Genomic DNA, 22,589 nt, shown 5'->3' on the forward strand with positions numbered 1-22,589 from the left:
ATTTTTTTATTTATTCACTCTGTTAATACTTAATGTACTGAAATATTGACTGGGATTGCCTTGCTTGGGATTAAAGCGTTCTTTGAATTCTCCGCCCGTATACGCACCAATGACCCGGTGCCAAAAATTGCGTGCAGGGGTGTTGGCCCGGATCTGCGAAACCTTCCAGTCGCCGGGGAACATATCGAACAGCCGGTGAGCCGCCCATGTGCCTACTCCGCTGCGGCGGTATTTTTGCATCACAAAAAACTCGGTCATATAGAATTGTCCCTCTGAACTGCGAAGCAGCCTGTCCACCAGCGCAAATCCGGCAATATTATCGTCGACGGTAAACAAATAGGCGAATTTATTAGTACCGCTGTTCCAGTAAGCCTCCAGACCGGGATAGGCCGGAAAGGCGCCGTCACGGTCCACCTCAAGCTCCAGGTAGCGGGTAAAGTCATATAAATAAAACTGCATCAGCCTGCTGATGATATGGCGCTGCTCTTTGGGAACCAGCTCGATTCCAAGTTCCATTAGGTCACCTCTTGGATTCACTTTTATTACACATTCTATAACTTTGCCACTTCAGGAGCAAGGCAACCCTGTATGCCACTGTGAAATCCGGCCAAAAGCCATGAAACATGATAAAATAGGAAGCAGCAAGGAAGACAACTCCGCAGATGATCAGCAACCATAAGGCAGGTGAACAAGTTTTTGAGTATTCAAAAAAACAGCGACCGCAAGCTTTTAGACGAAAAAGTGCTGCTCATGCCCTGGTTCGTACAGCAGTTCATTGACTTCAAACGCCCAGACCTCTCCCCCTCTACTCTGCTGGAGTACATTCGCGATTATGAATCGTTCTTCGGCTGGCTTCGTGCTGAGGGTCTTACCCAGGCCGCCAGTCTGGCGGAGATTACTTTACTGGATCTGGAGACGCTGCATATGGACAGCATTGTCGGTTACCGTCTGCACCTGACCACCCGTGCTGAGGGAACCAATACCAGGGTTACGGTCTCCCGCAAGCTTTCGGCACTTCGTTCATTATTCCACTATTTAAGCCAGATTGCTGAAGACGAGAATTTCTATCCTTTGCTCAAACGCAACATCATGGCCAAGGTAGAGATCAAACGCATTCACAAGCCCAAGGATACAGCGGCCAAGCTTAAAGGCAAAATTCTGGAAGACGAAGAGCTGCTGGAGTTCGTAGGATATATTTACGATGGGTATGGGCGGGATGTTGAAGCGAACAAGCAGGCCTATTATTCCTTCCAGCTTAACCGTGAACGCGACGCCTGCATTGCCAGCCTCATTCTGAACTCCGGCCTGCGTGTCTCAGAAGTGGTCAATCTGAACGTGGATGATCTGGATGTGAACAATAAGCTGCTGTATGTCTACCGCAAGGGGAATAACGATGAAACGTTCAAAACCCCGGTCTACTTCAGGGAACAAGCCAAGGATGACCTCTCGCTCTATCTGAGCCTGCGGCAGTCCCGCTACAAAACGCCCAAGAAAGAAAAAGCGCTGTTCATTGCACTGCCGAACGGCAGCCATGAAGGCAAAAGGATGACCAAGCGGGCGATTCAGGAGATGATTATCAAATACGCCAAACGGTTCGGCAAGCCCTATCTTACCGTGCATAAGCTGCGCCACTCTTTTGCTACAGACTATTATCTGCAAAATGATATCTACAAAACGAAGGAACAGCTCGGACACGCTTCAACAGAAACTACCGAAGTTTATGCGCATCTTACAGACAAAACGATGTCTGAGGCGATTGAGCGGCGTCTGGAGAGCTGATCCCCTTGTCCTGAAAGGAGTAATTGTCTTAAATGTCTTACCCACAAGAATTACTGTCTGCTTCACCTGATCAAAAACACATGCATTTACAGTCCAATTGTGAAAGCTGCTTCGGCCTATGCTGTGCCGCATTGCCCTTTGCCGTATCATCAGACTTTGCCATCGATAAAAATGCCGGCCAGCCTTGTCCTAACCTGCGGAATGACTTCCGCTGCGGGATTCATACGGAACTGAGAGCCAAGGGCTTCAAGGGTTGTACTGTGTATGAATGCTTTGGTGCTGGTCCTAAGGTTTCCCATATTACCTTCAACGGCAGGGACTGGCGCGAGGCTCCGGAAACCGCTGCTTCAATGTTCGAGGTCTTCCCGGTGATGCGTCATCTTCATGAGCTGCTGTGTTATCTGACCGAGGCACTGCTGCTGCCTGCTGCCCAGCCGATTCACAGCCAGCTCCATTCCGCACTTGAGCAGACTGAGCGGCTCACCCTGTTGCCGGCTGAAGCACTGCTCCAGGTGGACGTCCATGCAACCCGTGCAGAGATCAATGAACTGCTGCTGCGGACCAGCGAGCTGGCACGCGAAGCTGCACGGCGTCAGCTGCACAACGTCCCCAAACGCCCCAAAGTCTATCGGGGCGCCGACCTGATCGGTGCCAAGCTCAAAAAGGCAGATCTGCGCTGTGTCAGTCTGCGTGGGGCTTACCTGATTGCTGCAGACCTCAGCGGTGCAGATCTGAGGGGAGCCGATCTGATCGGGGCTGATTTCCGCGACACCAATCTTTGCGGCGCTGACCTTAGAGGCACCTTGTTTCTGACCCAATCGCAGCTTAATGCGGCGAAGGGCGATGCTTCAACCAAGCTTCCCGATAGATTTGTACATCCTGAGCACTGGATGGTGGTGTAGAAGCACCGCCGCAATTGCTGCTCTTCGTTCCCGGAAGCCCATACAGCAGCAGAACAGCGGCTCCGCACTCCTTCATCTGGAGAGCGGAGCCGCTGTTCTTTGTGACGGGGGGTATTATAAAGTAACTTTAACGGGAATTGTTACACTCTGGAATTTCTATTGTGAATTTTTCATATATTGAAATTTTGAAAATAAAATCGTTGCTGCCACAAAAGGTTGGCTATTTCCAGGCTATCGTTAACGGCAAACCGGTGAATGCCCGGGATCTCCGGCAATTCCATTCCCCGTATGGAGTCCCAGAATGCCGTTGCGACTATATTGCTTGCCTCTTCCAGCAGCGGGATATCCTCTTCACGGCGGAGCAGGACGATTTTGGGGTAAGGTTCCTGTTTGAAGCCCTCTACCAGTACATAATCATAGCCGGCAAAAGCTTCAATCAGCTCCGCCAGACTGCTTGTCCGTTCCTGAATCACCGACGTCCGGGCAGCGCTGGTGATGGCAACCGCTGAAGCACCGGCCTGCCGCTGCTTCCAGGTATCCGTTCCCTCATGGTCCATCTCAAAATCATGGCCGTCATGCTTGATGACCGCTACTGTGCAGCCTTTTTTTCGCAACAGCGGAATCAATTCGCAAAGCAGGGTTGTTTTGCCGCTGTTTTTATAACCCACGATCTGGCACACGGCAGGTCTGCTGCTCCCTTTTTTTAAAATATGAGAATTTATATGCCTCACGCTATAAATTTTCCTTCTATTTCTCGCTGAAACGGTACCGTCCTTAAAAAGGACGGCAAAGCCGTTTCTACTTGTCATCTTTTGTTGTCTGCGCCGCCTCATTCCAGCAGCCTCCCATCCAGCATTACCTGTCTCCGGCCGATTTAGCCCCGAATTTCACCAGGCAGCTTGAGTACTTTCGCAGAATTTCCCGCAGATACCCCCCGTTCCTCCGGTGGAATCACGATTAGGCAGTCACTATCCTTAATCGTAACCATCACAGAGGATTCATCAATGACGGCCGGGTAGGCATGAAGCTGCCCTTCATGAATCTCCAGCCGGGCACGGACAAAGCGGGTGTAATTATTCACTTTGTTATAATCTGCTCCCAGCACCGCTGTCCATTCCGGCAGGAATGGCTGGTCAGCCCCTTGCATCTGCAGAATGGCAGGCCGGGCGAACAGATGGAATCCAACAAAACAGGCACCCGGATTGCCCGACAACGCCAGTAAAAGCGTTCCTCCCCGGACAGCAGCCGTTGTCACACTTCCGGGACGCATCGTCACCTTGTTGAACAGCATGTCCCCGCTGTTCTCGCGGATCAGATCTCCCATGATGTCATAATCCCCGACCGACACCCCTCCGGTGGTAATCACCACATCATAACTTTCCAGAGCGATCTGCACCTTACTTCGCGCCTGTTCAATATCATCCACAATTGCCCCAAGCATCACCGGTTCCCCGCCACACTCACGCACCAGCGCTTCCAGCATGGGAGAATTGCTGTTTCTTATTTTGCCGGGAACAAGCGGTTCGTGAACGTCCAACAGCTCAGTTCCGGTTGCAAAGATACCTACCCTCGGTCTGCGTATGACTTGGACCAAAGGGATTCCGAAAGCAGCCAGGACTGCAATATCGCCAGCCTTAATCATCCTTCCGGCGGGAAGCACCAGCTCCCCCTCCTTCAGCTCAAAGCCGCGCGGTGTCACATTTTTGCCAGCTGCCTGCGGCTTGCGGATACCCACCTGAAGTCTTCCGCCTTCTTCCCTGCTCTCCGTAGCTTCCAGCATCACCACCGTATCCGCGCCTGCCGGCACCTGGGCTCCTGTCATAATGCGGGCTGCCGTCCCTCTCCGGATATCAACGCTAGGTACGGCGCCGCAAGGAATGTTGTCCACCACGTCCAGCCAGACCCGCTTGCCTTCCCCCGCCTCCTCCGTGTCGGCGGCCATAAGCGCATAGCCGTCCATACCTGAACGGTTAAAGGCCGGAAACGGATGAGGCGCATAGACGGGCTCCGCCAAATAACGTCCCACACTCTGGTCCAGAGGCACCTTTTCCATCTGGAGCAGCTTGGCATATTCCATAATCCGCGACTGGGCTTCTGCAACCTGGAGCGCTTTACGGTGAAATTTAGAATCTTTTGCTTCCTCTTTACTGTTCATGTGTACCCAACCTCTTCATCTCGTTTTGTCATCAATTATTCTGAGTTGATCCATTGGCCATACAGGACTATTTTAACATGGCAGACCTTAAAGAGTTCAAAAAAATAGATGCCACGCAATCAAGCGAAAGCATCTATCATTATAAAATTCACAAGACCGCTGAGTTCAAATAAAACGGCAGTATTTGGCTGTGCGTTGTGCCTGCTGAATCACCGGTGCAGGCAAACTTTTTTTGCCTGTAACATGGTCCAAAAGCTGCTTCGCCGAAAATTCAGGAGTGCCCGCGGCTTTTTTCTCCGTCATATCCGGGTCAAAAACTGAACTGCAGAAGAACCCCTTAAGGACGTTGCCGCAAAATGCCGTGACTTCTACAGCCTTACCGTTCTTGTCTTTCATAACCGTTCCTCCTTCAGACGTCTTATCACCAGTATACGCTTATTTCCGCTGGCCGTTTCAATATTTTTCCATGGGTGAAAAAAGGGACACTAATTCAGCTCATTTCGCCATTAGACAAGAAATGTGCCCCAATGAGGTTTACTTTTTCCATTTAAACCTCTTTATAGTTTCCAAGATAAGTGGAAGTCGGACTTCGACGCTCCAACAACGGCATTTCTGCCGTTGTTTCCGGGCAGGCCGGCCTCAGGCACTCTAACAACGTTGTATCACTTCAGCAATATAAGAAACATTTATTGCGTGAAGCATATAAAAGATATTTGGCACAAAAAACGGCTGCACCGTCCCTTTCAAGGACCATACAGCCGTGCCGCAAAGCTCCTGTACCTGCTAGGCCCGGATGACTTTTACGTCTCCCGGAATGACCTTTTCACCTTCATACAGCATAAACCGGCCATTCTGCCACTCTACGCGAAGCAGCCGGGACTCATCGGACTGGTATTGCCAGACATGCTGCTGCCCGCCGTTCATATAAGGAGTCTGTCCGGTGACGGAGGCATATCCTTCATATTCCTCTTCCAGATAATACGTGTAATCATCCAGCTCCAGGGTAGCCGGCACCTCGGCAGGATTATCCAGACGCCCGTCAATCGGCTGATACAATGCGTACTGGAGCTGCTCTCTTTGTTCTATATACAGATACCCAATGCTGCTGCCGTCGCGCAAAGTCAATACCACAGCATTGCGGCCGCTGGTTTGCGTTCGCCCGGTTACCTCGTAGGTTACCAGAGACACCTCGCAAATATCGCCCGGAGACAGGTCCAGCATGCTTTTGGGTGCAGCCGGAGCCTCAGGTTTGGAGAAAATATTACCAATTCGTTTCCAGATACTCAAACTCATCATTCCTTTTAAAGGTTTTCTAACCTCGAATAAAAGCCGCAATAATCAATGCTCCGGTCACATGAAGGGAGCCTGCCAGTACACCGTAGCCGATTTTGCCCAGTTGGGTGCCATGGTCCAGATCCAGCTTCGCCCAGGTGAACAGGAGCAGACGTACTATTTTTTCCAGGAAGAATAAAAGAACAAAGGAAACTATGGAGACCACCAGTGCATCCCCCAAACTGTTGGAAGAAGCAATGGAGGACGATAGAATATAGCCTTGCGCCAGCAGCTTAAGCACAAACCGCATGGTAACCGCCATATTGCCTGCTTTGATCTCTTCCAAGTCGTTATAACGGGTAAAAAGCGAATCCACGTACATCAGCACACATAGCAGTACCGAGCCGCTCACCGTCCATACCACCATGGACACCAGAATATGGAAATCCATTGCTTAGCCCCCGATAATCAGTTTGCCTGCCCGCTGCGGGCAGCATAGAGAAGGCGAAGAAGAAACGTCCGATCTGTCTCCCCTTCGCCTGTGGACATTAGCCTTGAAGCCTGGGCCTATGCCAATATGTTATTGTTTGTCGTATTGCTTCATCAGTGCGGCCAATTCATCCTCTACCGCCTGATCCTTGCCCAGCTTCTCAAATTCGTCATCCAGCGATTTGTTGCCGGAGCTCATCTCGTTGCTGGCTTCAGCCTGTGCTTCCGCGGCCAGCATTTTGTCCTCCATCCGTTTCAGTCCTGCGGAGGCGGAATCGGAGCTGAATCCGCTCATGGCTTTGTTGATTTCCGTCTGGGCCTTGGCGGCATTGTAACGGGCAACCAGCGTCTCACGTTTGTTTTTCATCTGGGTAAGCTGTTTGCGCATTTCCTCCAGCTTGCCGCGCAGATTATCCGCAGATGCCTTATTCTGGTCAAAGCTTGCTTTGTATTCTACCAGCTTGGCTTCCGCAGCCTTCTTCTCTTCCAGAGCACGGCGGGCCAGATCGGCATTGCCTGCCTGAGCAGCGGTATGCGCCTGCTGATTGCGTTTGCTTACCAGCGCTTCCTGTTCTTCATAGAGCTGCTTGAATTTTTTCTCAATGGCGATCTGGGCTGCAACAGCTTTTTCCGCATCCTCCAAATCTTCAGTCATGTCACGAATGTATTGGTCCGTCATTTTGACCGGGTCTTCCGCTTTGTCGATGATCGCATTCACATTGGACATGGTCAAATCACGTAATCTTTTAAAGATAGACATTGGTTCATTCCTCCAAAATAAAAGTTAGTTGCTTATTTGTTATCTTCTACGCAAGGAGTGGCATCATCGTTTCAAATTTTGCCCAAATAAATATTGATCTACTTTGAGATTCACAATTTCCACAACCCGGGCTATGCCTTCCTTGCTTAAATTGTCGTAATGAATGCCCATCACCACCGTAACCGTCCGGTCAAGCGCTTCGGCAACCCGCGTGGCAATTGACTCGGAGACCGTATGCTCCTTATGGTGAGGAACCGCCGACGTTGATACCTTAACGTTCCCTTCCTCCATATAAGCCGTGCTGGCTGCGCCAATGTGCCGGACTCCTCCGCCAATCACCAGCAGCAGGTCCCGGCCTACCTCGATTGCTGAGAATTCAATGTCAGCCGGATGAAGCTGTGAAGAAGACATCAGATACTCCCCTTTCCCATTATATTAACCATAGTACACGAAGATATCTCAGGAAGAGAAGACCTGGGCCTAAATCCTCCACCAGATTCAGATGATGCCGCGGATTTCCTCCAGCGACGATATGTTCTCTTCAATCATGAACTGCTGCAGCTCATCTACAAGCGTACTGCCTGCCCGCAAATTCATGAAGTTATATGTGCCTACCTGAATCACCGTTGCACCAGCCATAATGAATTCAATGATGTCTGTAGCGGAGGTAATTCCCCCCATGCCAATCACCGGTATGGATACCCGCTTCGCCACCTGGTGCACCATCCGGAGCGCCACCGGTTTGATTGCAGGACCGGACAATCCGGCATACAAATTATTAAATACACTGCGGCGGCGGCGGACATCGATCTTCATGCCGGAGATTGTATTGATCAGCGAGATGGCGTCAGCGCCTTCCTCCTGGCACATTACGGCCATTTCCGCGATATCCTCGGCGTTCGGGGACAGTTTCACCGCTAGCGGAAGCTTGGTTGCCGCTCTTACAGCACGCACTACTTCCTGTGCGGCAGGCGTTTTTACACCAAAGGCGATGCCGCCTTCCTTGACGTTGGGACAGGAAATATTCAGCTCAATCATATCCACCGCAGGTTTGCCGGCAGCGCTGCGCGCATCGGCATCCCGCTGAATCAGCTCGGCCCCCAGCACATAATCCGGCAGCGTGTTCCCGCCGAGGTTCACCAAACGTGCGGTATCCAGCATCTCCCAATAAGGAAGCTCTTTGGCGAGAAAGGCTTCTACCCCCGGATTCTCCAGCCCTACGCTATTCAGCATGCCGGAAGCTGTCTCATAGACACGCACACCGGGGTTGCCGGCCTTGGGGTGAAGGGTCAGGCCTTTGCCGGAGATGCCCCCCAGCAGTGAAACATCGTACAGCTTGCTGTATTCACGGCCGAACCCGAAGGTTCCGGAGGCCATGATGACCGGGTTCTTGAAATGAACACCCGCTATATTAGCCGTCATATTAATCATGGAAGATCACCTCTTCCGCGAGGAATACCGGACCATCCGCGCAAGCCTTGCGCTGTCCGTCACGGCAGGAGACACTGCACACGAGACAGGCGCCGATTCCGCAAGCCATGCGGTTCTCCAGGGACAGATACACATTGGGTCTTTTGCCAGCCGCCTGTGCAGCTATCCCTTTCAGCTGCGCAGCTTTCAGCATCGGATGCGGGCCGCAGACAAAGATATGGTCATAGCTGGTAAAATCGACACTGTCAAGCACCAGGCCGCCCACGTTGACTGTCAATTCAGCAGCCAGAGGACGAAAAGCCTCAGTGCGGAACGCCTCACGGCTGAAGCCCAGATAAATATCGCTGCCCGGCAGTTCCTGCGCACAATAGTACAAAGGGGCGATCCCGATTCCCCCGCCTACCAATGCAACCTTGCCGTCTACAACCGGAAATCCGCTGCCAAAAGGACCTTCGAGCTCCAGGGAATCCCCGGGCTCCAGTTCAGCCAAAATCTTCGTGCCCTCACCCACCACATGATACAGAAATTCCACACCGTTATCGTTCACTTGATGTATGCTTAGCGGTCTGGACAGCAGCGGAAAGGCTCCCCATGCCCGCAACATGTAGAATTGCCCCATTGCACCACCGTAATCCCCTTCGACCCGGAGGTGATACACTCCATCTGCCAGCCGCTCGTTACTTATCACCGTCGCCACGTTATCAAGCTCCTTCAAATTTAATCTTATTAACCATGCCTTAGAAGGAACTTAAAATCTGTGATAAAGTTCACATTCCTCTTTGTCTATTTTCGCTTCCAGACCCCGCGTTCATATGGCTTTGGCACATTCGCCTTATCTATGCCGCCAAGCGCCTCTTCGGCGTGCAGCGCCCAATAGGGGTCGCTCAGCATTCCGCGGCCCACAGCGACAAGCTCCGCCTTCTCCCCGGTGACAATCGACTGTGCCTCCTCATAGGATTCCAGGCGCCCTACTGCAATCACAGGAACCTGAAGTCCGCTGCGGATGTACTCGGCAAGAGCGACCTGGTAAGCCGGTCCTGCACCAGGTCCGCCATTTGATCCAATAGGTCCTTCGCCTCCTGAAGACACATGGAACATATCCACTCCAGCGGCCTTATAGCGGCGGCAGAATTCAAGCGCATAGTCTTCATTATATCCGCCTTCGACGTATTCTTTGGCGGATACTCTCATAAGCAGCGGCATTTCAACAGGAAGAACCTCACGTACGGCACGGGTTACCTGTTCCCCGAACAGAACCGGGTCTGCCCCGTATTCGTCCTCTCTGACATTGGTCAGCGGAGAATGGAACTGGTGTATCAGATACCCGTGTGCTCCGTGCAGCTCAACAGTATCAAAGCCAGCTTCAACTGCCCGCCGCGCCCCTTCACGGTAGGCCTCAACCAGCCCGGCAATTTCTTCTGTGCGGAGCTCCCGGGGCGTTTTGGAGTTGGCGTCGAATGGAATGGCTGACGGTGCAACGGGAGGCTCCGCATCCTGGGCCTTGCGGCCGGCATGACCAAGCTGGATGGCAATTCTGGCACCTTGAGTATGTACTGCATCGGTCAGCCTCCGGTAAGCTGCAATATGCTCATCGCTCCAGATCCCCGTATCCTGATTGGTGATGCGGCCATCCGGATGGATTCCGGTCATCTCTACAATAATGAATCCTGTACCGCCCACAGCCCGGCTGACATAATGAACGAAATGCCAATCATTCGGGATTCCATCCTGCTTGTCTACAGCGTATTGGCACATAGGGGGCATTACCACTCGATTTTTTAAGGACAGGGCCTTCAATTCATAGGGTGCAAACAAATCCGGCATTTTCATTCCTTCCTTCCCGCTGCGTTCTCATAATAGACAGGGCTTTTTCCCCGTCAAATGTAGTATACACGTATTTTCGGCGTTGGAGGCATGGAGATTCAGCATAATTCTCCCTGCGTCAGGGGATAACAATAAAAGTAAGAAGTCAGCGGAGTCATTCAGATTAATAAGGAGGAGAAACTTGATGAAATGTCTGCAGATGAGCCTAAAGCTGCTCATTCTGGGGAGTATCTGTATAACACTGCACATTCCTGTGTCCTCCGCTCAGCCTGCCGCCGCCTCTCCGGAGATTCCAGGGCCGATTCTCCGACTGGGCAGCAGCCAAAAACCGGAGGCCAATCCCAAGGATGAGCGGGCCATCCCGGCAGGTTCTTCTTCCCGCAGCGCAGCACAATCGCAAAAACGCTCCAAAACACTTACCCTCAGCCAATTGCTGCGCAAATATCCTGAAACGATCAAGACCCGGGGGCCTCATAGGAAACAAATCGCCCTTACGTTCGATGATGTGCCGGACCCCCGGTTCACCCCGCAGGTGCTGGACGTGCTGCGCAGGTATCATGTGCATGCCACGTTTTTTATTGTAGGCAGCCGGGCAGAGAAGCACCCGGGGCTTGTGGCAAGGATGATCAGGGAAGGCCACACTGTCGGCAATCATTCCTACAACCATCCGCAGTTCGGCAAAATCAGCGTAAATGCGTTCCGCACACAGATTATCCGCACGGAAAATATCATCAAGACAACGGCCGGTTATAAACCGCGGCTGATCCGCCCGCCCTATGGGGACATCAGCGAACCGCAGCTGAAATGGGCTAAAGCCCACGGCTACAAACTGGTGAACTGGAATGTGGACTCGCTCGACTGGAAGGGGCTGTCCAAATCACAGGTGCGGAATAATATCATTGCCAATGCCGGCCAAGGGGCCATCATTCTGCAGCATGGCGGAGGCGGCCGGGGCAGCGATTTGCGGGGAACTATACAAGCACTGCCGGAAGTGATCAGCATCATGCGTAATAGAGGTTATACCTTCGTTACCGTCCCGCAGCTGCTTCAGATCAACAAAGAGAAATAGAAGGATAATTTATAGTGCGAAGCCTTTAAATTCTTATCTTTCAAAAAAAGGAAACGGAGACTGCCGTACACCGGCATGCTTCGTTTCCTTTTCAGTCTATAGCCTATTCGATCATGTACAGCTGCACATATTGGAACCCGAAGTCCGCAACATAGCTTTGGCTGCCGGGGATAAAGATGTCAATCCGGTTCCCTTTGATCGCGCTGCCCATGTCGGTTGCAGTTGCGATGAACGCCTGCTTGGGCAAACCCGGATGGGAATAGCCGGTTACGAGCACTTTCGTGCCCAGCGGGATCACACTGGGATCGACTGCAATGGTGCCCAGCTTCAGCGGGTTGCCAAAATAATCCACAGCCCCCCATTTGCCGTTCTCGCTGGCCGCTGAAGAATACGCCGTTGCTTTGACCTGAAGCACTCTGTCATAGCTGTATTCCTTACCCCAGGCTTGAACAGTGTTGGTCTGCGGCTCTACACTTAAAAGGGAGGCTTCTCCGGATGCCTTGGCTGCGGGTTCGACAGAAGCCAAGGCCTGTGTCTTCATAATGCCCGGAATGGCCAGCTTCAGGCCCGGATAAATATTATTGGCTGCAATATTGGGATTGGCGTTCATAATCTTATCCATGCTTATGCCATAATGATTGGATAAGGTATAATAGGTAGTAGTTTCTCCTGCGATATGTACGCTGTCAGCCTGAACAGGTGCGGCCTGCACCAATGTGCTGATTCCCAGGGCTGCAGCCAATGCTGCAACCGCTCCAAATTTGATTTTCATAAAATCCTCCTTCATTATTATCGCAATCCGATGGGGGTGTCCCGCTCTTCCTGCTACACAGTAACTCCGGACGTATGTACCTTGTATTTGCCCTGATGTGTTGTTTTGTAAAACTAACAGTAATGAATATATCACAATTTTGTAACCAATGCCTATGAAATTGTTACCAAACTGACAGAAATGGCATTTTGAAGCGTTACCAACCGGGAAAATGATTACATATTTTTAATGAATCATTTCAATCCTTCATCATTTTGCAAAAAACCGGGACAAATCCCCGGCAGATTTTACACAGATTTAACATTTCTCTCATTAGCAAATAGTAGAATGATATAAGAACACAAAGACATTGAAGCACTTGGAGGGTCCATGAACGTGAACGAAGAAGAAAAAAAGAATAACCATACCAGCCCGGCTACCGCCTATCTGAACCGTGACTTGAGCTGGATCGAGTTTAACCGCCGCGTACTCCAGGAGGCGCAGGACCCGGACAACCCGCTGATGGAGCGGGCCAAGTTCCTGGCGATTGTGTCCAGCAATCTGGATGAATTCATCAGTGTCCGCGTGGCAGGAATTCAGGATCAGATCCGGGCCGGCTATACCAAAAAGGATTTTACCGGCTATACCCCCTCCGGTCTCTATAAACGCCTCATCAAGCGGGTCAGCAAAATTATTGCCGATCAATACCGGACATTCCGTGACATCTCCCGCAGTCTGCACAAGGAAGGCATCGTGTTTGTGGATTATGAGGACCTGACACCGGCACAGGAGTTGTCCATTGAACAGTATTACCGGGACATTATATTCCCTGTTCTGACACCGATGGCGGTAGACCAGAGCCGTCCCTTTCCGCTGGTGCACAGCCAGTTCATCTATCTTGCCGTCGTGCTGACACGCAAGGACAGCCAAGAGGAAGAGCCATATTTTGCGATTCTGCAGATCCCTTCCAATCTGCCGAGATGCATTCCCCTTCCCCATCGTTCCAACAGCAAAAAACGGCAGTTTGTCTTTATAGAAGACGTAATCCGCCATCATATCCAGACTCTGTTCAGCGGATATGATCCCGTTGCCGTAAGCGAATTCCGGTTAACCCGCAACTCCGACCTGACGATTGATGAGGAAGGTGCGGAGGACCTGCTTGAGGAGATTGAAAAAGAGCTGCGCAAACGCCGGCGGGGCGTCCCTGCCCGTCTGGAGGTCCAAAAAGGAATCCACCCTTATGCCTTGGAGCAGCTGCAGGCTGAATTTGAGCTAGAGGATTTTGTCTTTGAGATCGACGGACCGCTGGATCTTGGTTTCCTGCGCGGCTTCGCCGGCAGCCTGAAGGGCTTCAGCTACCTGCATGATGCGCCGATTGAACCGCTCTACCCTGCTGAGTTTGATGAGAATGAGGATTTCTTCGAGGTGCTGCGCGAACGCGATGTGCTGGTGTACCATCCTTATGAATCCTTTGATGCGATGACCGATTTCATTACGCAGGCCTCTGAGGATGAGCAGGTCATGGCAATAAAAATGACGCTGTACCGTGTCAGCGGAAACTCTCCGCTCATCAGTGCCCTCGCCGTCGCCGCTGAATCCGGCAAGCAGGTCACTGTCGTTGTCGAGCTGAAGGCACGCTTCGACGAGGAGCGCAATATCGCCTGGGCGCGCAAGCTGGAGCAGTCCGGCTGCCATGTCGTGTACGGGCTGGTTGGCCTGAAGACCCATGCGAAGATCACGCTTATTGTCCGCCAGGAAGGGCCTGAACTGCGCCGCTATGTACATGTGGGAACAGGCAACTACAACGACAGCACTGCCAAGGCCTACACGGACCTCAGCCTGTTCACGGCGAACAGCGAGATTGGTCTGGATGCTTCAGAGCTGTTCAACCAGATGACAGGCTATTCGGCCAATTATGACTGGAACGCCTTCGTTGTGGCCCCGACCAACATGAGCCTGTCGCTGCAAAAGCTGATTCTGCGCGAAGCCGAGCATGCCGCTGCCGGGCGTCCATCACGGATCATTGCCAAAATGAACTCTTTGTCGAACCAGGAGGTCATTGACAATCTGTACAGCGCCGCCCAGGCAGGAGTGCCGATTGACCTGATAGTGCGCGGCGTCTGCTGCCTGCGGCCGGGGATAGAAGGCCTTAGCGAGCGGATCACGGTCCGCAGTATTGTAGACCGTTTCCTGGAGCATTCCCGGATCTATTATTTCGAGAATGGCGGCAATCCTGAGGTCTACCTGTCCAGTGCCGATTGGATGACACGCAATCTGACGCGGCGCATTGAACTGATGTGCCCGGTGAAGGACCCGGTAATCCGCAAGCAGATTGTCAAAATTCTTGAGATCACCCTCAAGGATAATGTGAAATCCAGCTTTTTGCAGCCAAACGGATATTATGAACGTGCTGACGACAAAAAGGCCCCTTTCCGGAGCCAGTTCGCTGCTATGGAGGTTACGCGTTGGAAGGGAAGCCGAGCTTTACCTTCAGCCCCCAAACATTCCTGAACGCCTTGAGGGCGTTCTCGATGTCCTCCAGCCCGATAAGGAGCTCGCCTGCACCCTGCAGCTCCAGATCAAGCGTATTGCCGTGCAGGCGGGCTTCCAGCCCGCTTACAATGCCAATCTCGGTACTGTCCAGAGCAATGCTCAGCTGTACCAGCGTACCGAGCTTATGAATCCATTCCTCGTCGGAAGCCAGCAAAATGTCCTTGTGCGTCTGGGACAATTTCTGCTTCCGGCTTTTTGTGCTGTAAGAGGCAATCAAAGCGCCCAGAATCAGCTGGCGGTGGGTAAGCCCGCGGATCGGGGAATTCATCAGCCAGTAGCGGGTATGCCGCTTGGACTGATAATAATTGATATTGGAGCCGGTCCGGTGCAGCATGACGGACACATAGATCAGCATCCGCTGTTCGTCCCGGTCCCCTTCAGCATCAAAGGCGTCAAACAGGCTCAGCGCCAGCTTGTAGATGTGGTCCAGATGCCGCTTCGAGGTACGGATGTCAAAGCGGACAATCGTGTTCAGGCTGAATTCCAGGGCACTGTCGCGCACAGGCTGCCCGGGATCAAGCAGATCATGCAGCATGCCTTCCCGCAGGCCTTCTCCGCTGATTACGGCCTGGCTTGCCCCGAGATACCGGTACACCGTGTGAAAGATAATCAGGCCGGAGACGATGATATCCCCCCGGCTCTTGGAGAGCCCGTCCAAATCCTTGCGTTTCTCATACGGTATGGCAGGCAGCGTCTCCATGAATTTATCAATGGTCTCGCCGGAAAGTGTGTAGCCGTGTGAATTCGGCAGTGAATAATCCCGCAGCTTCTGGTCCAGCTTCCCGAGGGAGCGCAGTGTCCCGCCAAGCCCGTAGAGCGGCAATCCCGGCCCGCTGTTCAGCCAATCATGCTCCACCAGCCTCCCGGTCACATAGGCCTGAAGCTTGCGTACCTGATCACTGTTCCAATTGCCATGGTGGCCGAACATCAGATTCGTATTCACCGCACCAAACGGGAAGGAGATGCTCTGCTGGTAGCGCCGTCCCCGGAACAAGGTGATCTCCGTGCTTCCGCCCCCGATATCTATCACAAAGCCATCCTGAATATCAAAGGCGTTGATGACGCCCAGAAATCCAAAGTAGGCCTCCTGGTGTCCGCTGATGACTTCAATATGAATCTCCGATGCCTCCGAAAGGTAGGCGACGATCTCCGCTGAATTCGCCGCATTGCGGATGGCCGCAGTGGCGCCGGCACGGATGCTGTCGACCTCAAACTCGCTGCAAATCTCCTTGAACTGATGCAGGACAGGCACAATCGTATCCATGTCCCTCCGCTCCAGCCTGCCGTCCTTGGTAATTTTCTCGCTCAGACGAGCGGAGTATTTGCACTCCTTGATGATTTTGTAGCCTCCTTCCGGCGTCGTATCATAGATCACAAGGCGAATGGAGTTGGAACCAATATCAATGATGCCAATCCGGCGAAGATCATCTCTCATCTGTATGTACTCCTTTTCAAGTTGATTGGCCATCTATATACTATATCACCCATTTCCCCCCAGGCAAAAGCAAAACGGCCGCCGAATCAGGTCCGGGGCCGTAAAAGGGCTGTTCTTATAGGACTTTGCTTAAAAAATCCTTGGTCCGTGCATGCTGCGGATTGCCGAATACCTGTGAAGGATCGCCTTCCTCCACGATAATGCCGCCATCCATGAACAGAATGCGGTCGCCCACTTCACGGGCAAAGCCCATCTCATGGGTAACAATCACCATCGTCATGCCGTCTTCCGCCAGCTTCTTCATGACCTCCAGAACCTCGCCGACCATTTCCGGGTCCAGGGCCGAGGTGGGCTCGTCGAACAACATCACATGCGGCTGCATGGCAAGCGCCCGGGCGATGGCAATCCGCTGCTTTTGTCCGCCGGAGAGCTGGGCCGGATAAGCATCGCGTTTGTCGGCAAGGCCGACGGTCTGCAGCAGCTCAAGGGCGATTTTTTCCGCTTCCGCTGGCTGCTGCTTTTTCACTTTCAGCGGGGCCAGCATAATATTCTGCAGCACGGTTTTGTGCGGAAACAGGTTGAACTGCTGGAAGACCATGCCCATTTTTTCCCGGGTCACGTTGATATCATGCCTCTTGTCTGTAATGGATGCCCCTTCAAAGGTAATTTCGCCGCCTGTAGGCTGCTCCAGCAGATTGAGGCAGCGCAGGAAGGTGCTTTTGCCCGAGCCGCTAGGGCCGATAACGACGACAACTTCCCCTTTGTGAATCTGCAGATCAATCCCCTTCAGAATTTCCAGCTTGCCAAAACTTTTTTGCAGGTTCTTAACGGCGATCATCCGTGTTCAGCCTCCTTTCCAATAAGCCCAGCACCTTCGACAAGGTGAAGGTAAGAACAAAATACATAACGGCGATCACAATTAAGGGATTCAGCCCCTCATAGGTTATGGTTGTTACGGATCTTGCCTCGAAAAGCAGATCTGCCACCCCGATCATGGACACAATCGAAGACTCTTTAATGATCGTAATGAACTCATTGCCGATGGCGGGCAGCACGTTTTTGATCGCTTGGGGGAGAACAATATAGCGCATGGTCATCCCCTGCCGCATGCCGAGCGAACGCGCTGCTTCGACCTGTCCGCGGTCCACCCCCTGGATACCGGCACGGAAGATCTCAGCCAGATAAGCGGAGCTGTTAATGGTCAAAGTGATAGCGCCGGATTGGATCGGTGTAAACTCCAGGCCAAATTCCGGCAGCCCGTAATGAATTAGGAACAGCTGCACCAGCATAGGTGTACCGCGCAGGAATTCCACCCAGGCCGTCGCAATAAAACGCAGAATCCACAATTTGGACATCCGAAGCAGGGACACAATGATCCCAAGCACAAAACCGAAGAATACCCCCAGCACTGCCAACAGCAATGTGTACTTCAAACCGGAAAGAAAAAAATTGCGGTACTCATAAGCGATATCGAATACATTCATTTTTGGCATAACCTCCTGTCTGCAAAAAAATAGAAAACAGCGGAGCACCGCCATTTTCAGATCATTCCCAATGATTTATGTCTTCCCTGCAGCAGCGGCTGCAGGGATTGGACTACTTATGACTACTTCAGGTCCTGAGAATTACTTCTCGGCCAGCTCGCTTGCGGCTGCAACATACTCATCGATTTTGCCTTCGGAGTTCAGACGGGCCAGGGTCTTGTTCACCTGACCCAGCAATTCGTCGTTGCCCTTTTTCACACCGATCACATATCCGTCATCCTCTACCTCAGGTTTGGCATCAGTGATGGCCAGCCCCTTGACATTCTTTACGAAGGATTTGGCTACCGGACCTTCCATGATCGAGGCATCCACACGGTTCGACTGCAGCTGCAGCACGATTTCGGAAATTTTGCCCAGCGAAGTCAGCTGCGCGCCTTCTATCCCCTTGGCGATGTCTTCCTGAATCGATCCGGTCTGCACGCCCAGCTTGATGCCCTTCAGGGAATCCATGGTCGCAAACTTATCCTTGTCGGCTTCACGCACAACCACCGCTTGTTCGGCTTTGTAGTAAATATCGGACAGCCCTACCGCCTTTGCCCGTTCCGGTGTTGGACTCAGGCCCGAAATCACCATATCCACTCTGCCGCTTGAGAGCTCATTCAGCAGGGAATCGAAGGACAGATCCTTGATCTCCAGCTTAGCTCCCATATCCGCTGCAATTTCCTTGGCGATCTCAATGTCAAAGCCCACGATGGTATCCTTGCCGTCCACCACTTTGTGGAATTCATACGGAGGAAAATCGGCACTGGTTCCCAGTGTAAGTGTCTTTGTCGCAGTGGTGCTATTCGTAGGCGCACTGTTGCCGGTAGCTGCGTTATTTTCCTTGTTATTGTTGCCGCATCCGGTCATAAGACCTGCCACGAGCAGCATTCCTAATGAAAGTTTACCCCATTTGTTCATCTGTATATCTCCCCTGTTCTGTTCATGTTCTCCAGTTGTTCCATTGACCGATTTATTATAAATCAACACGTATGAATATGCAAAGACAAATTTGTGACAAAGACTGTAAAAATGCGGAAGAAATCCACGCCGATGCTTGACTGCTTGGGCCGCTTCATTTTGCACATCCTTTTAAAAGAAGTATATACTAGGTACTATCTCCAATTGATCCCGGAATAGCAGAAATGGTTCATGCTGTCTCTTCGGGTGGTATTAACTTGCTAACGGGCTCACAAAAATTAGCCTATGCTTACGTTGCGGATTTTATTTCGCAGTCGTTCACGTGATGCTCCACTACACTTTTAGGAGGTGCAATCATGCTTTTGGAAGCTATGTACCACGTTCCCCGTGACAAATGGGCTTATGCCTACGATGCAAAGACTATACATCTGCGTGTTCGCACCAAACGGGATGATGTGGACTGTGTCGTCGCGCTCACCGGGGATAAATACAATTGGCAAGACACCTCATACGATATCATGATGGACAAAGCGGCTTCGGACGACAAGTTCGATTACTGGGAGGCTGCGGTCCGGCCCAAATATAAACGCCTCAGCTACACCTTCCGTGTGAGCAAAGGCAATGAAAGTGTATATCTGCTGGACAACGGTATCCAGACGGAATATCCGGCTCCCCCCAACCATTACTATGAGTTCCCCTACATACACCAAATCGATTTGTTCCAGGTGCCGAACTGGGCCAAGGATGCGGTGTTCTACCAGATCATGACGGAGCGGTTCGCCAACGGCGATCCGGCGAATGACCCGGAGGGGACGGAGCCATGGGGCGGAACGCCGAAGCTGGATAATTTTTTTGGCGGAGATCTGCAAGGCGTGCTGGACCATTTGGACGATCTGCAGGAGCTCGGGATCAATGCCATTTATTTTACCCCGCTGTTCGTCTCCCCTTCCAACCATAAATACGATATCGTGGATTATAAAAGAGTCGATCCCCATTTTGGCGATAATGAGCTGCTCAAAACCGTTATCGAGGAATGCCACTTAAGAGGAATCCGCGTGATGCTGGACGCCGTGTTCAATCATTGCAGCGACAAGTTTCCGCCATTTCAGGATGTTCTGGAGAAGGGAGAGTACTCTGTATATAAGGACTGGTTCCATGTCAACTCCTTTCCAGCCGAAATTGTCGGCGGTATTCCTACGTATGACACCTTCGGTTTTTTTGGCAATATGCCGAAGTTCAACACCGCCAATCATGAGGTAAAAACCTACCTGCTGGAGGTGGCCGAATACTGGATCAGGGAAATCAAGGCGGACGGCTGGCGGCTGGACGTTGCCAATGAGGTAGATCACCATTTCTGGCGCGATTTCCGCAAGGTGGTCAAAGCAGCCAATCCGGAAGCCTATATTGTGGGTGAAGTATGGAGTGATTCCTTAACCTGGCTGCTGGGCGACCAGTTCGATTCCGTGATGAATTATCCTTTTTCCGGGACCGTATTGGAATTCTTTAACGGAGGGATGGATGGCATTACCTTCGGACACCGGATCGGCGCCCTGCTCATGCGTTATCCGCAGCAGACCAATGAAGTGGTCTTCAATATGCTGGGCAGCCATGATACCCCCCGGCTGTTGACGGTGGTGGGTGAAGACAAGCGGAGGCTTAAGCTGGCTGTTGTTTTTCTTTTTACTTTTATGGGGACTCCTTGTATTTATTATGGTGATGAAATCGGCCTGACAGGCCATGAAGATCCCGATTGCCGCAAGTGTATGGAATGGGATGAAGCAAGCCAGGACCGCGAGCTGTATGACTTCTATAAGATGATGATTGCCCTGCGCAAGCACAACAAAGCGCTGCGTGAAGGCCGCTTCCGTATTCTGCAGGCCTGTGAGAATGATCCGTGCATCGTCTATGAGCGTGCGGATGATGTGATTCATTTTACGGTGTGGATGAATAATTCGCCGGAGCCCCGCATCCTCAGCCACCCGATGGAAACGGATGATTGGCAGGATGCCTTGACCGGAGACCCGGTTGCACCCGAAGACGGGATGATGCATATCTCGCTCGACCCGTACGGATACCGGATTCTCAGCCGGGACCTGGGTTAAATCCAAGTAGAAACGGCTTTGCCGTCCTTTTTAAGGACGGTACCGTTTCAGCGAGAAATAGAAGGAAAATTTATAGCGTGAAGCATATAAATTCTTATATTTGAACAAAGGACGTTCTGCAAGATCCTCCGATCTGCCGAACGTCCTTTTTCGCTGCCTGTATCCTGCTGTTTTATGACTGTTCCAAAATGCGGTTATAGATATCCATGTACTGCTGTGCCGATACATTCCAGCTGTAATCACCGGCAAACGCGTTTTTGGTCACTTTTTTCCAGTGCTCGGGCTTGTGGTAGAAGGACACCGCCCGGCGGAGCGTGTACATCATGTCGTGGGCGTTGTAATCCTTAAAGGTGAAGCCATTGCCCTCTCCGGTTTCTTCATTGTAGGAATGAACGGTATCATTCAGCCCCCCGGTTTCCCGGACGACCGGAATGCTGCCGTAACGCAGGGCCAGGAGCTGGCCGATTCCGCAAGGCTCGAATTTGGACGGCATGAGGAACAGGTCGCTGGCCGCATAAATTTTGCGGGACAACGCGTCACTGAACAGAATCTGCGAAGAAAGCTTGGTCGGGTAACGCCACTGGGCTTCACGGAACCAGCGTTCATAGACTTCATCACCGGTCCCCAGCAGGACAAATTGAATATCATCATAATAGAGCAGCTCATCCAGCACACGGGTTAGCAGGTCCAGCCCTTTGGAATCGACGAGACGTGTGACCATCGCTATCAGCGGAATGTATGGAGCCACCGGCAGTCCAAGCTCCTGCTGCAGTGCAATTTTATTCTCCGCTTTTTTGGCCAGATTGGTACGGTAGCGGGTATAGATCTGCGGATCGCTGGCCGGGTTGTAAATCTTCGTGTCTATCCCGTTAACAATCCCGCTCAGACTGTCCGCCCGTGAAGAGAGCAGACCATCCAGTCCATAGCCATAATAGGCTGTACGGATTTCTTCAGAATAGGTCGGGCTGACGGTAGTGATGTGATCGCTGTAGACGATGCCCGCCTTCATAAAATTCACATTGCCGTAATACTCCACACCCAGGAAATAGCTGTCATCCAGTCCCAGCAGCTCACCAAGCACGGAATAAGGGAATACTCCCTGATACAGCAGATTATGAATGGTAAATACGGTCCGGATTTCAGCGTAAAACGGGTTATGGCGGTAATGGGCCTGCAGCAGCATCGGAATCACTGCGGCATGCCAGTCATGGCAATGCAGCACATCCGGCTGGAAATCAAGCGTCTCCAGACACTCCAGCACCGCCCGGTTGAAAAACGAAAAGCGCTCTCCATCGTCCATGTAGCCGTAAATCCCGTCCCGCCCAAAATAATATTCGTTATCGATAAAGTAAACGGGAATGCCGTCATATATAATCCGTTCAATGCCGCAATATTGGTTGCGCCAGCCAACCGGCACACTCAGAGCAGCAACATGCTCCATTTGCGAAACAAATTTCTCCGGGATTCCCCTGTATTTCGGCAGAATCACCCGCACATCCACACCAACGCCTTTCAGCGCCTTGGGCAAAGCTCCAATGACATCGGCGAGCCCTCCTGTTTTGACGAACGGATGAGCTTCGGCTGCAGCAAATAAAACCTTCATCTCTCGAAATCCCCCTTATG

Annotated in this window: 22 protein-coding genes; 5 read left to right on the forward strand and 17 right to left on the reverse strand. The window is 51.9% G+C overall.

Annotated elements, in window-relative coordinates:
- Window positions 1-6: 6 nt before the first annotated feature.
- Window positions 7-516: a GNAT family N-acetyltransferase gene (locus PRIO_RS18555; RefSeq protein WP_020429917.1), complete on the reverse strand. Its 510-nt coding sequence runs from the start codon at window positions 514-516 to the stop codon at window positions 7-9.
- Window positions 517-696: 180 nt separating this feature from the next.
- Between PRIO_RS18555 and xerS the strand changes: the two genes are divergently transcribed.
- Complete coding sequence (gene xerS / locus PRIO_RS18560) at window positions 697-1,779, forward strand: tyrosine recombinase XerS (RefSeq protein ID WP_046504033.1); 1,083 nt, start codon at window positions 697-699, stop codon at window positions 1,777-1,779.
- A gap of 32 nt (window positions 1,780-1,811) precedes the next feature.
- Window positions 1,812-2,681, forward strand: a complete 870-nt coding sequence (locus PRIO_RS18565; protein ID WP_046504036.1) for a pentapeptide repeat-containing protein — start codon at window positions 1,812-1,814, stop codon at window positions 2,679-2,681.
- A 170-nt stretch (window positions 2,682-2,851) separates the two neighbouring features.
- Here the strand turns inward: PRIO_RS18565 and mobB are convergent, their stop codons facing one another.
- From mobB to PRIO_RS18615, 10 genes are all read right to left on the reverse strand, one after another.
- Window positions 2,852-3,349 (reverse strand): molybdopterin-guanine dinucleotide biosynthesis protein B, encoded by a 498-nt coding sequence (gene mobB, locus PRIO_RS18570; protein WP_231869715.1) that lies wholly within the window; start codon window positions 3,347-3,349, stop codon window positions 2,852-2,854.
- Between the two features lie 206 nt (window positions 3,350-3,555).
- On the reverse strand, window positions 3,556-4,836 hold the full coding sequence (locus PRIO_RS18575; protein ID WP_046504040.1) for a molybdopterin molybdotransferase MoeA: 1,281 nt from the start codon (window positions 4,834-4,836) through the stop codon (window positions 3,556-3,558).
- Between the two features lie 165 nt (window positions 4,837-5,001).
- Window positions 5,002-5,232: a hypothetical protein gene (locus PRIO_RS18580; RefSeq protein ID WP_020429907.1), complete on the reverse strand. Its 231-nt coding sequence runs from the start codon at window positions 5,230-5,232 to the stop codon at window positions 5,002-5,004.
- Between the two features lie 387 nt (window positions 5,233-5,619).
- Window positions 5,620-6,123 carry a DUF4178 domain-containing protein gene (locus PRIO_RS18585; RefSeq protein WP_020429905.1) on the reverse strand — a complete coding sequence of 168 codons (504 nt, stop codon included), beginning with the start codon at window positions 6,121-6,123 and terminating at the stop codon, window positions 5,620-5,622.
- A gap of 25 nt (window positions 6,124-6,148) precedes the next feature.
- Window positions 6,149-6,559, reverse strand: coding sequence for a DUF350 domain-containing protein (locus tag PRIO_RS18590; RefSeq protein ID WP_020429904.1), 411 nt, complete (start codon window positions 6,557-6,559; stop codon window positions 6,149-6,151).
- Between the two features lie 129 nt (window positions 6,560-6,688).
- On the reverse strand, window positions 6,689-7,357 hold the full coding sequence (locus tag PRIO_RS18595; RefSeq protein ID WP_020429902.1) for a PspA/IM30 family protein: 669 nt from the start codon (window positions 7,355-7,357) through the stop codon (window positions 6,689-6,691).
- 63 nt (window positions 7,358-7,420) lie between these two features.
- On the reverse strand, window positions 7,421-7,768 hold the full coding sequence (lpdD, locus tag PRIO_RS18600) for a prenylated flavin chaperone LpdD (protein WP_020429901.1): 348 nt from the start codon (window positions 7,766-7,768) through the stop codon (window positions 7,421-7,423).
- Between the two features lie 87 nt (window positions 7,769-7,855).
- Window positions 7,856-8,788, reverse strand: coding sequence for a dihydroorotate dehydrogenase (locus tag PRIO_RS18605; RefSeq protein ID WP_020429899.1), 933 nt, complete (start codon window positions 8,786-8,788; stop codon window positions 7,856-7,858).
- On the reverse strand, window positions 8,781-9,485 hold the full coding sequence (locus PRIO_RS18610) for a dihydroorotate dehydrogenase electron transfer subunit (protein WP_020429898.1): 705 nt from the start codon (window positions 9,483-9,485) through the stop codon (window positions 8,781-8,783). The genes PRIO_RS18605 and PRIO_RS18610 overlap by 8 nt, the downstream gene beginning before the upstream one ends.
- 86 nt (window positions 9,486-9,571) lie before the next feature.
- Window positions 9,572-10,612: an NADH:flavin oxidoreductase/NADH oxidase gene (locus PRIO_RS18615; RefSeq protein ID WP_046504046.1), complete on the reverse strand. Its 1,041-nt coding sequence runs from the start codon at window positions 10,610-10,612 to the stop codon at window positions 9,572-9,574.
- Between the two features lie 184 nt (window positions 10,613-10,796).
- Here PRIO_RS18615 and PRIO_RS18620 point away from each other — a divergent pair, with 184 nt between their 5' ends.
- On the forward strand, window positions 10,797-11,681 hold the full coding sequence (locus PRIO_RS18620; protein ID WP_020429894.1) for a polysaccharide deacetylase family protein: 885 nt from the start codon (window positions 10,797-10,799) through the stop codon (window positions 11,679-11,681).
- A gap of 103 nt (window positions 11,682-11,784) precedes the next feature.
- On the opposite strand, the gene PRIO_RS18625 is transcribed toward PRIO_RS18620, so the two are convergent.
- A complete protein-coding gene (locus PRIO_RS18625) occupies window positions 11,785-12,453 on the reverse strand; it encodes a 3D domain-containing protein (protein WP_020429892.1) in 669 nt (222 codons plus the stop codon).
- A 369-nt stretch (window positions 12,454-12,822) separates the two neighbouring features.
- Here PRIO_RS18625 and ppk1 point away from each other — a divergent pair, with 369 nt between their 5' ends.
- Entirely contained in the window at window positions 12,823-14,943 is a 2,121-nt protein-coding gene (gene ppk1, locus PRIO_RS18630) for a polyphosphate kinase 1 (RefSeq protein WP_046504052.1), read from the forward strand.
- Here the strand turns inward: ppk1 and PRIO_RS18635 are convergent.
- The 4 genes from PRIO_RS18635 to PRIO_RS18650 all read right to left on the reverse strand — a co-directional run bounded on the left by PRIO_RS18635 (window position 14,891) and on the right by PRIO_RS18650 (window position 18,864).
- Window positions 14,891-16,420: a Ppx/GppA phosphatase family protein gene (locus PRIO_RS18635; RefSeq protein ID WP_020429888.1), complete on the reverse strand. Its 1,530-nt coding sequence runs from the start codon at window positions 16,418-16,420 to the stop codon at window positions 14,891-14,893. The two genes, ppk1 and PRIO_RS18635, sit on opposite strands and share 53 nt — an antisense overlap.
- Window positions 16,421-16,535: 115 nt before the next feature.
- Window positions 16,536-17,258: an amino acid ABC transporter ATP-binding protein gene (locus PRIO_RS18640; RefSeq protein WP_046504055.1), complete on the reverse strand. Its 723-nt coding sequence runs from the start codon at window positions 17,256-17,258 to the stop codon at window positions 16,536-16,538.
- On the reverse strand, window positions 17,245-17,904 hold the full coding sequence (locus tag PRIO_RS18645) for an amino acid ABC transporter permease (RefSeq protein ID WP_020429883.1): 660 nt from the start codon (window positions 17,902-17,904) through the stop codon (window positions 17,245-17,247). The genes PRIO_RS18640 and PRIO_RS18645 overlap by 14 nt, the downstream gene beginning before the upstream one ends.
- 141 nt (window positions 17,905-18,045) lie before the next feature.
- Window positions 18,046-18,864 carry a transporter substrate-binding domain-containing protein gene (locus PRIO_RS18650; RefSeq protein WP_020429882.1) on the reverse strand — a complete coding sequence of 273 codons (819 nt, stop codon included), beginning with the start codon at window positions 18,862-18,864 and terminating at the stop codon, window positions 18,046-18,048.
- A gap of 356 nt (window positions 18,865-19,220) precedes the next feature.
- Between PRIO_RS18650 and PRIO_RS18655 the strand changes: the two genes are divergently transcribed.
- Window positions 19,221-20,966, forward strand: coding sequence for an alpha-glycosidase (locus tag PRIO_RS18655; RefSeq protein WP_046504060.1), 1,746 nt, complete (start codon window positions 19,221-19,223; stop codon window positions 20,964-20,966).
- 172 nt (window positions 20,967-21,138) lie between these two features.
- On the opposite strand, the gene glgA is transcribed toward PRIO_RS18655, so the two are convergent.
- Window positions 21,139-22,569: a glycogen synthase GlgA gene (gene glgA / locus PRIO_RS18660; RefSeq protein WP_046504063.1), complete on the reverse strand. Its 1,431-nt coding sequence runs from the start codon at window positions 22,567-22,569 to the stop codon at window positions 21,139-21,141.
- Window positions 22,570-22,589 lie beyond the last annotated feature (20 nt).

It is taken from the genome of Paenibacillus riograndensis SBR5, assembly GCF_000981585.1.
Classification (GTDB): domain Bacteria; phylum Bacillota; class Bacilli; order Paenibacillales; family Paenibacillaceae; genus Paenibacillus_AQ; species Paenibacillus_AQ riograndensis.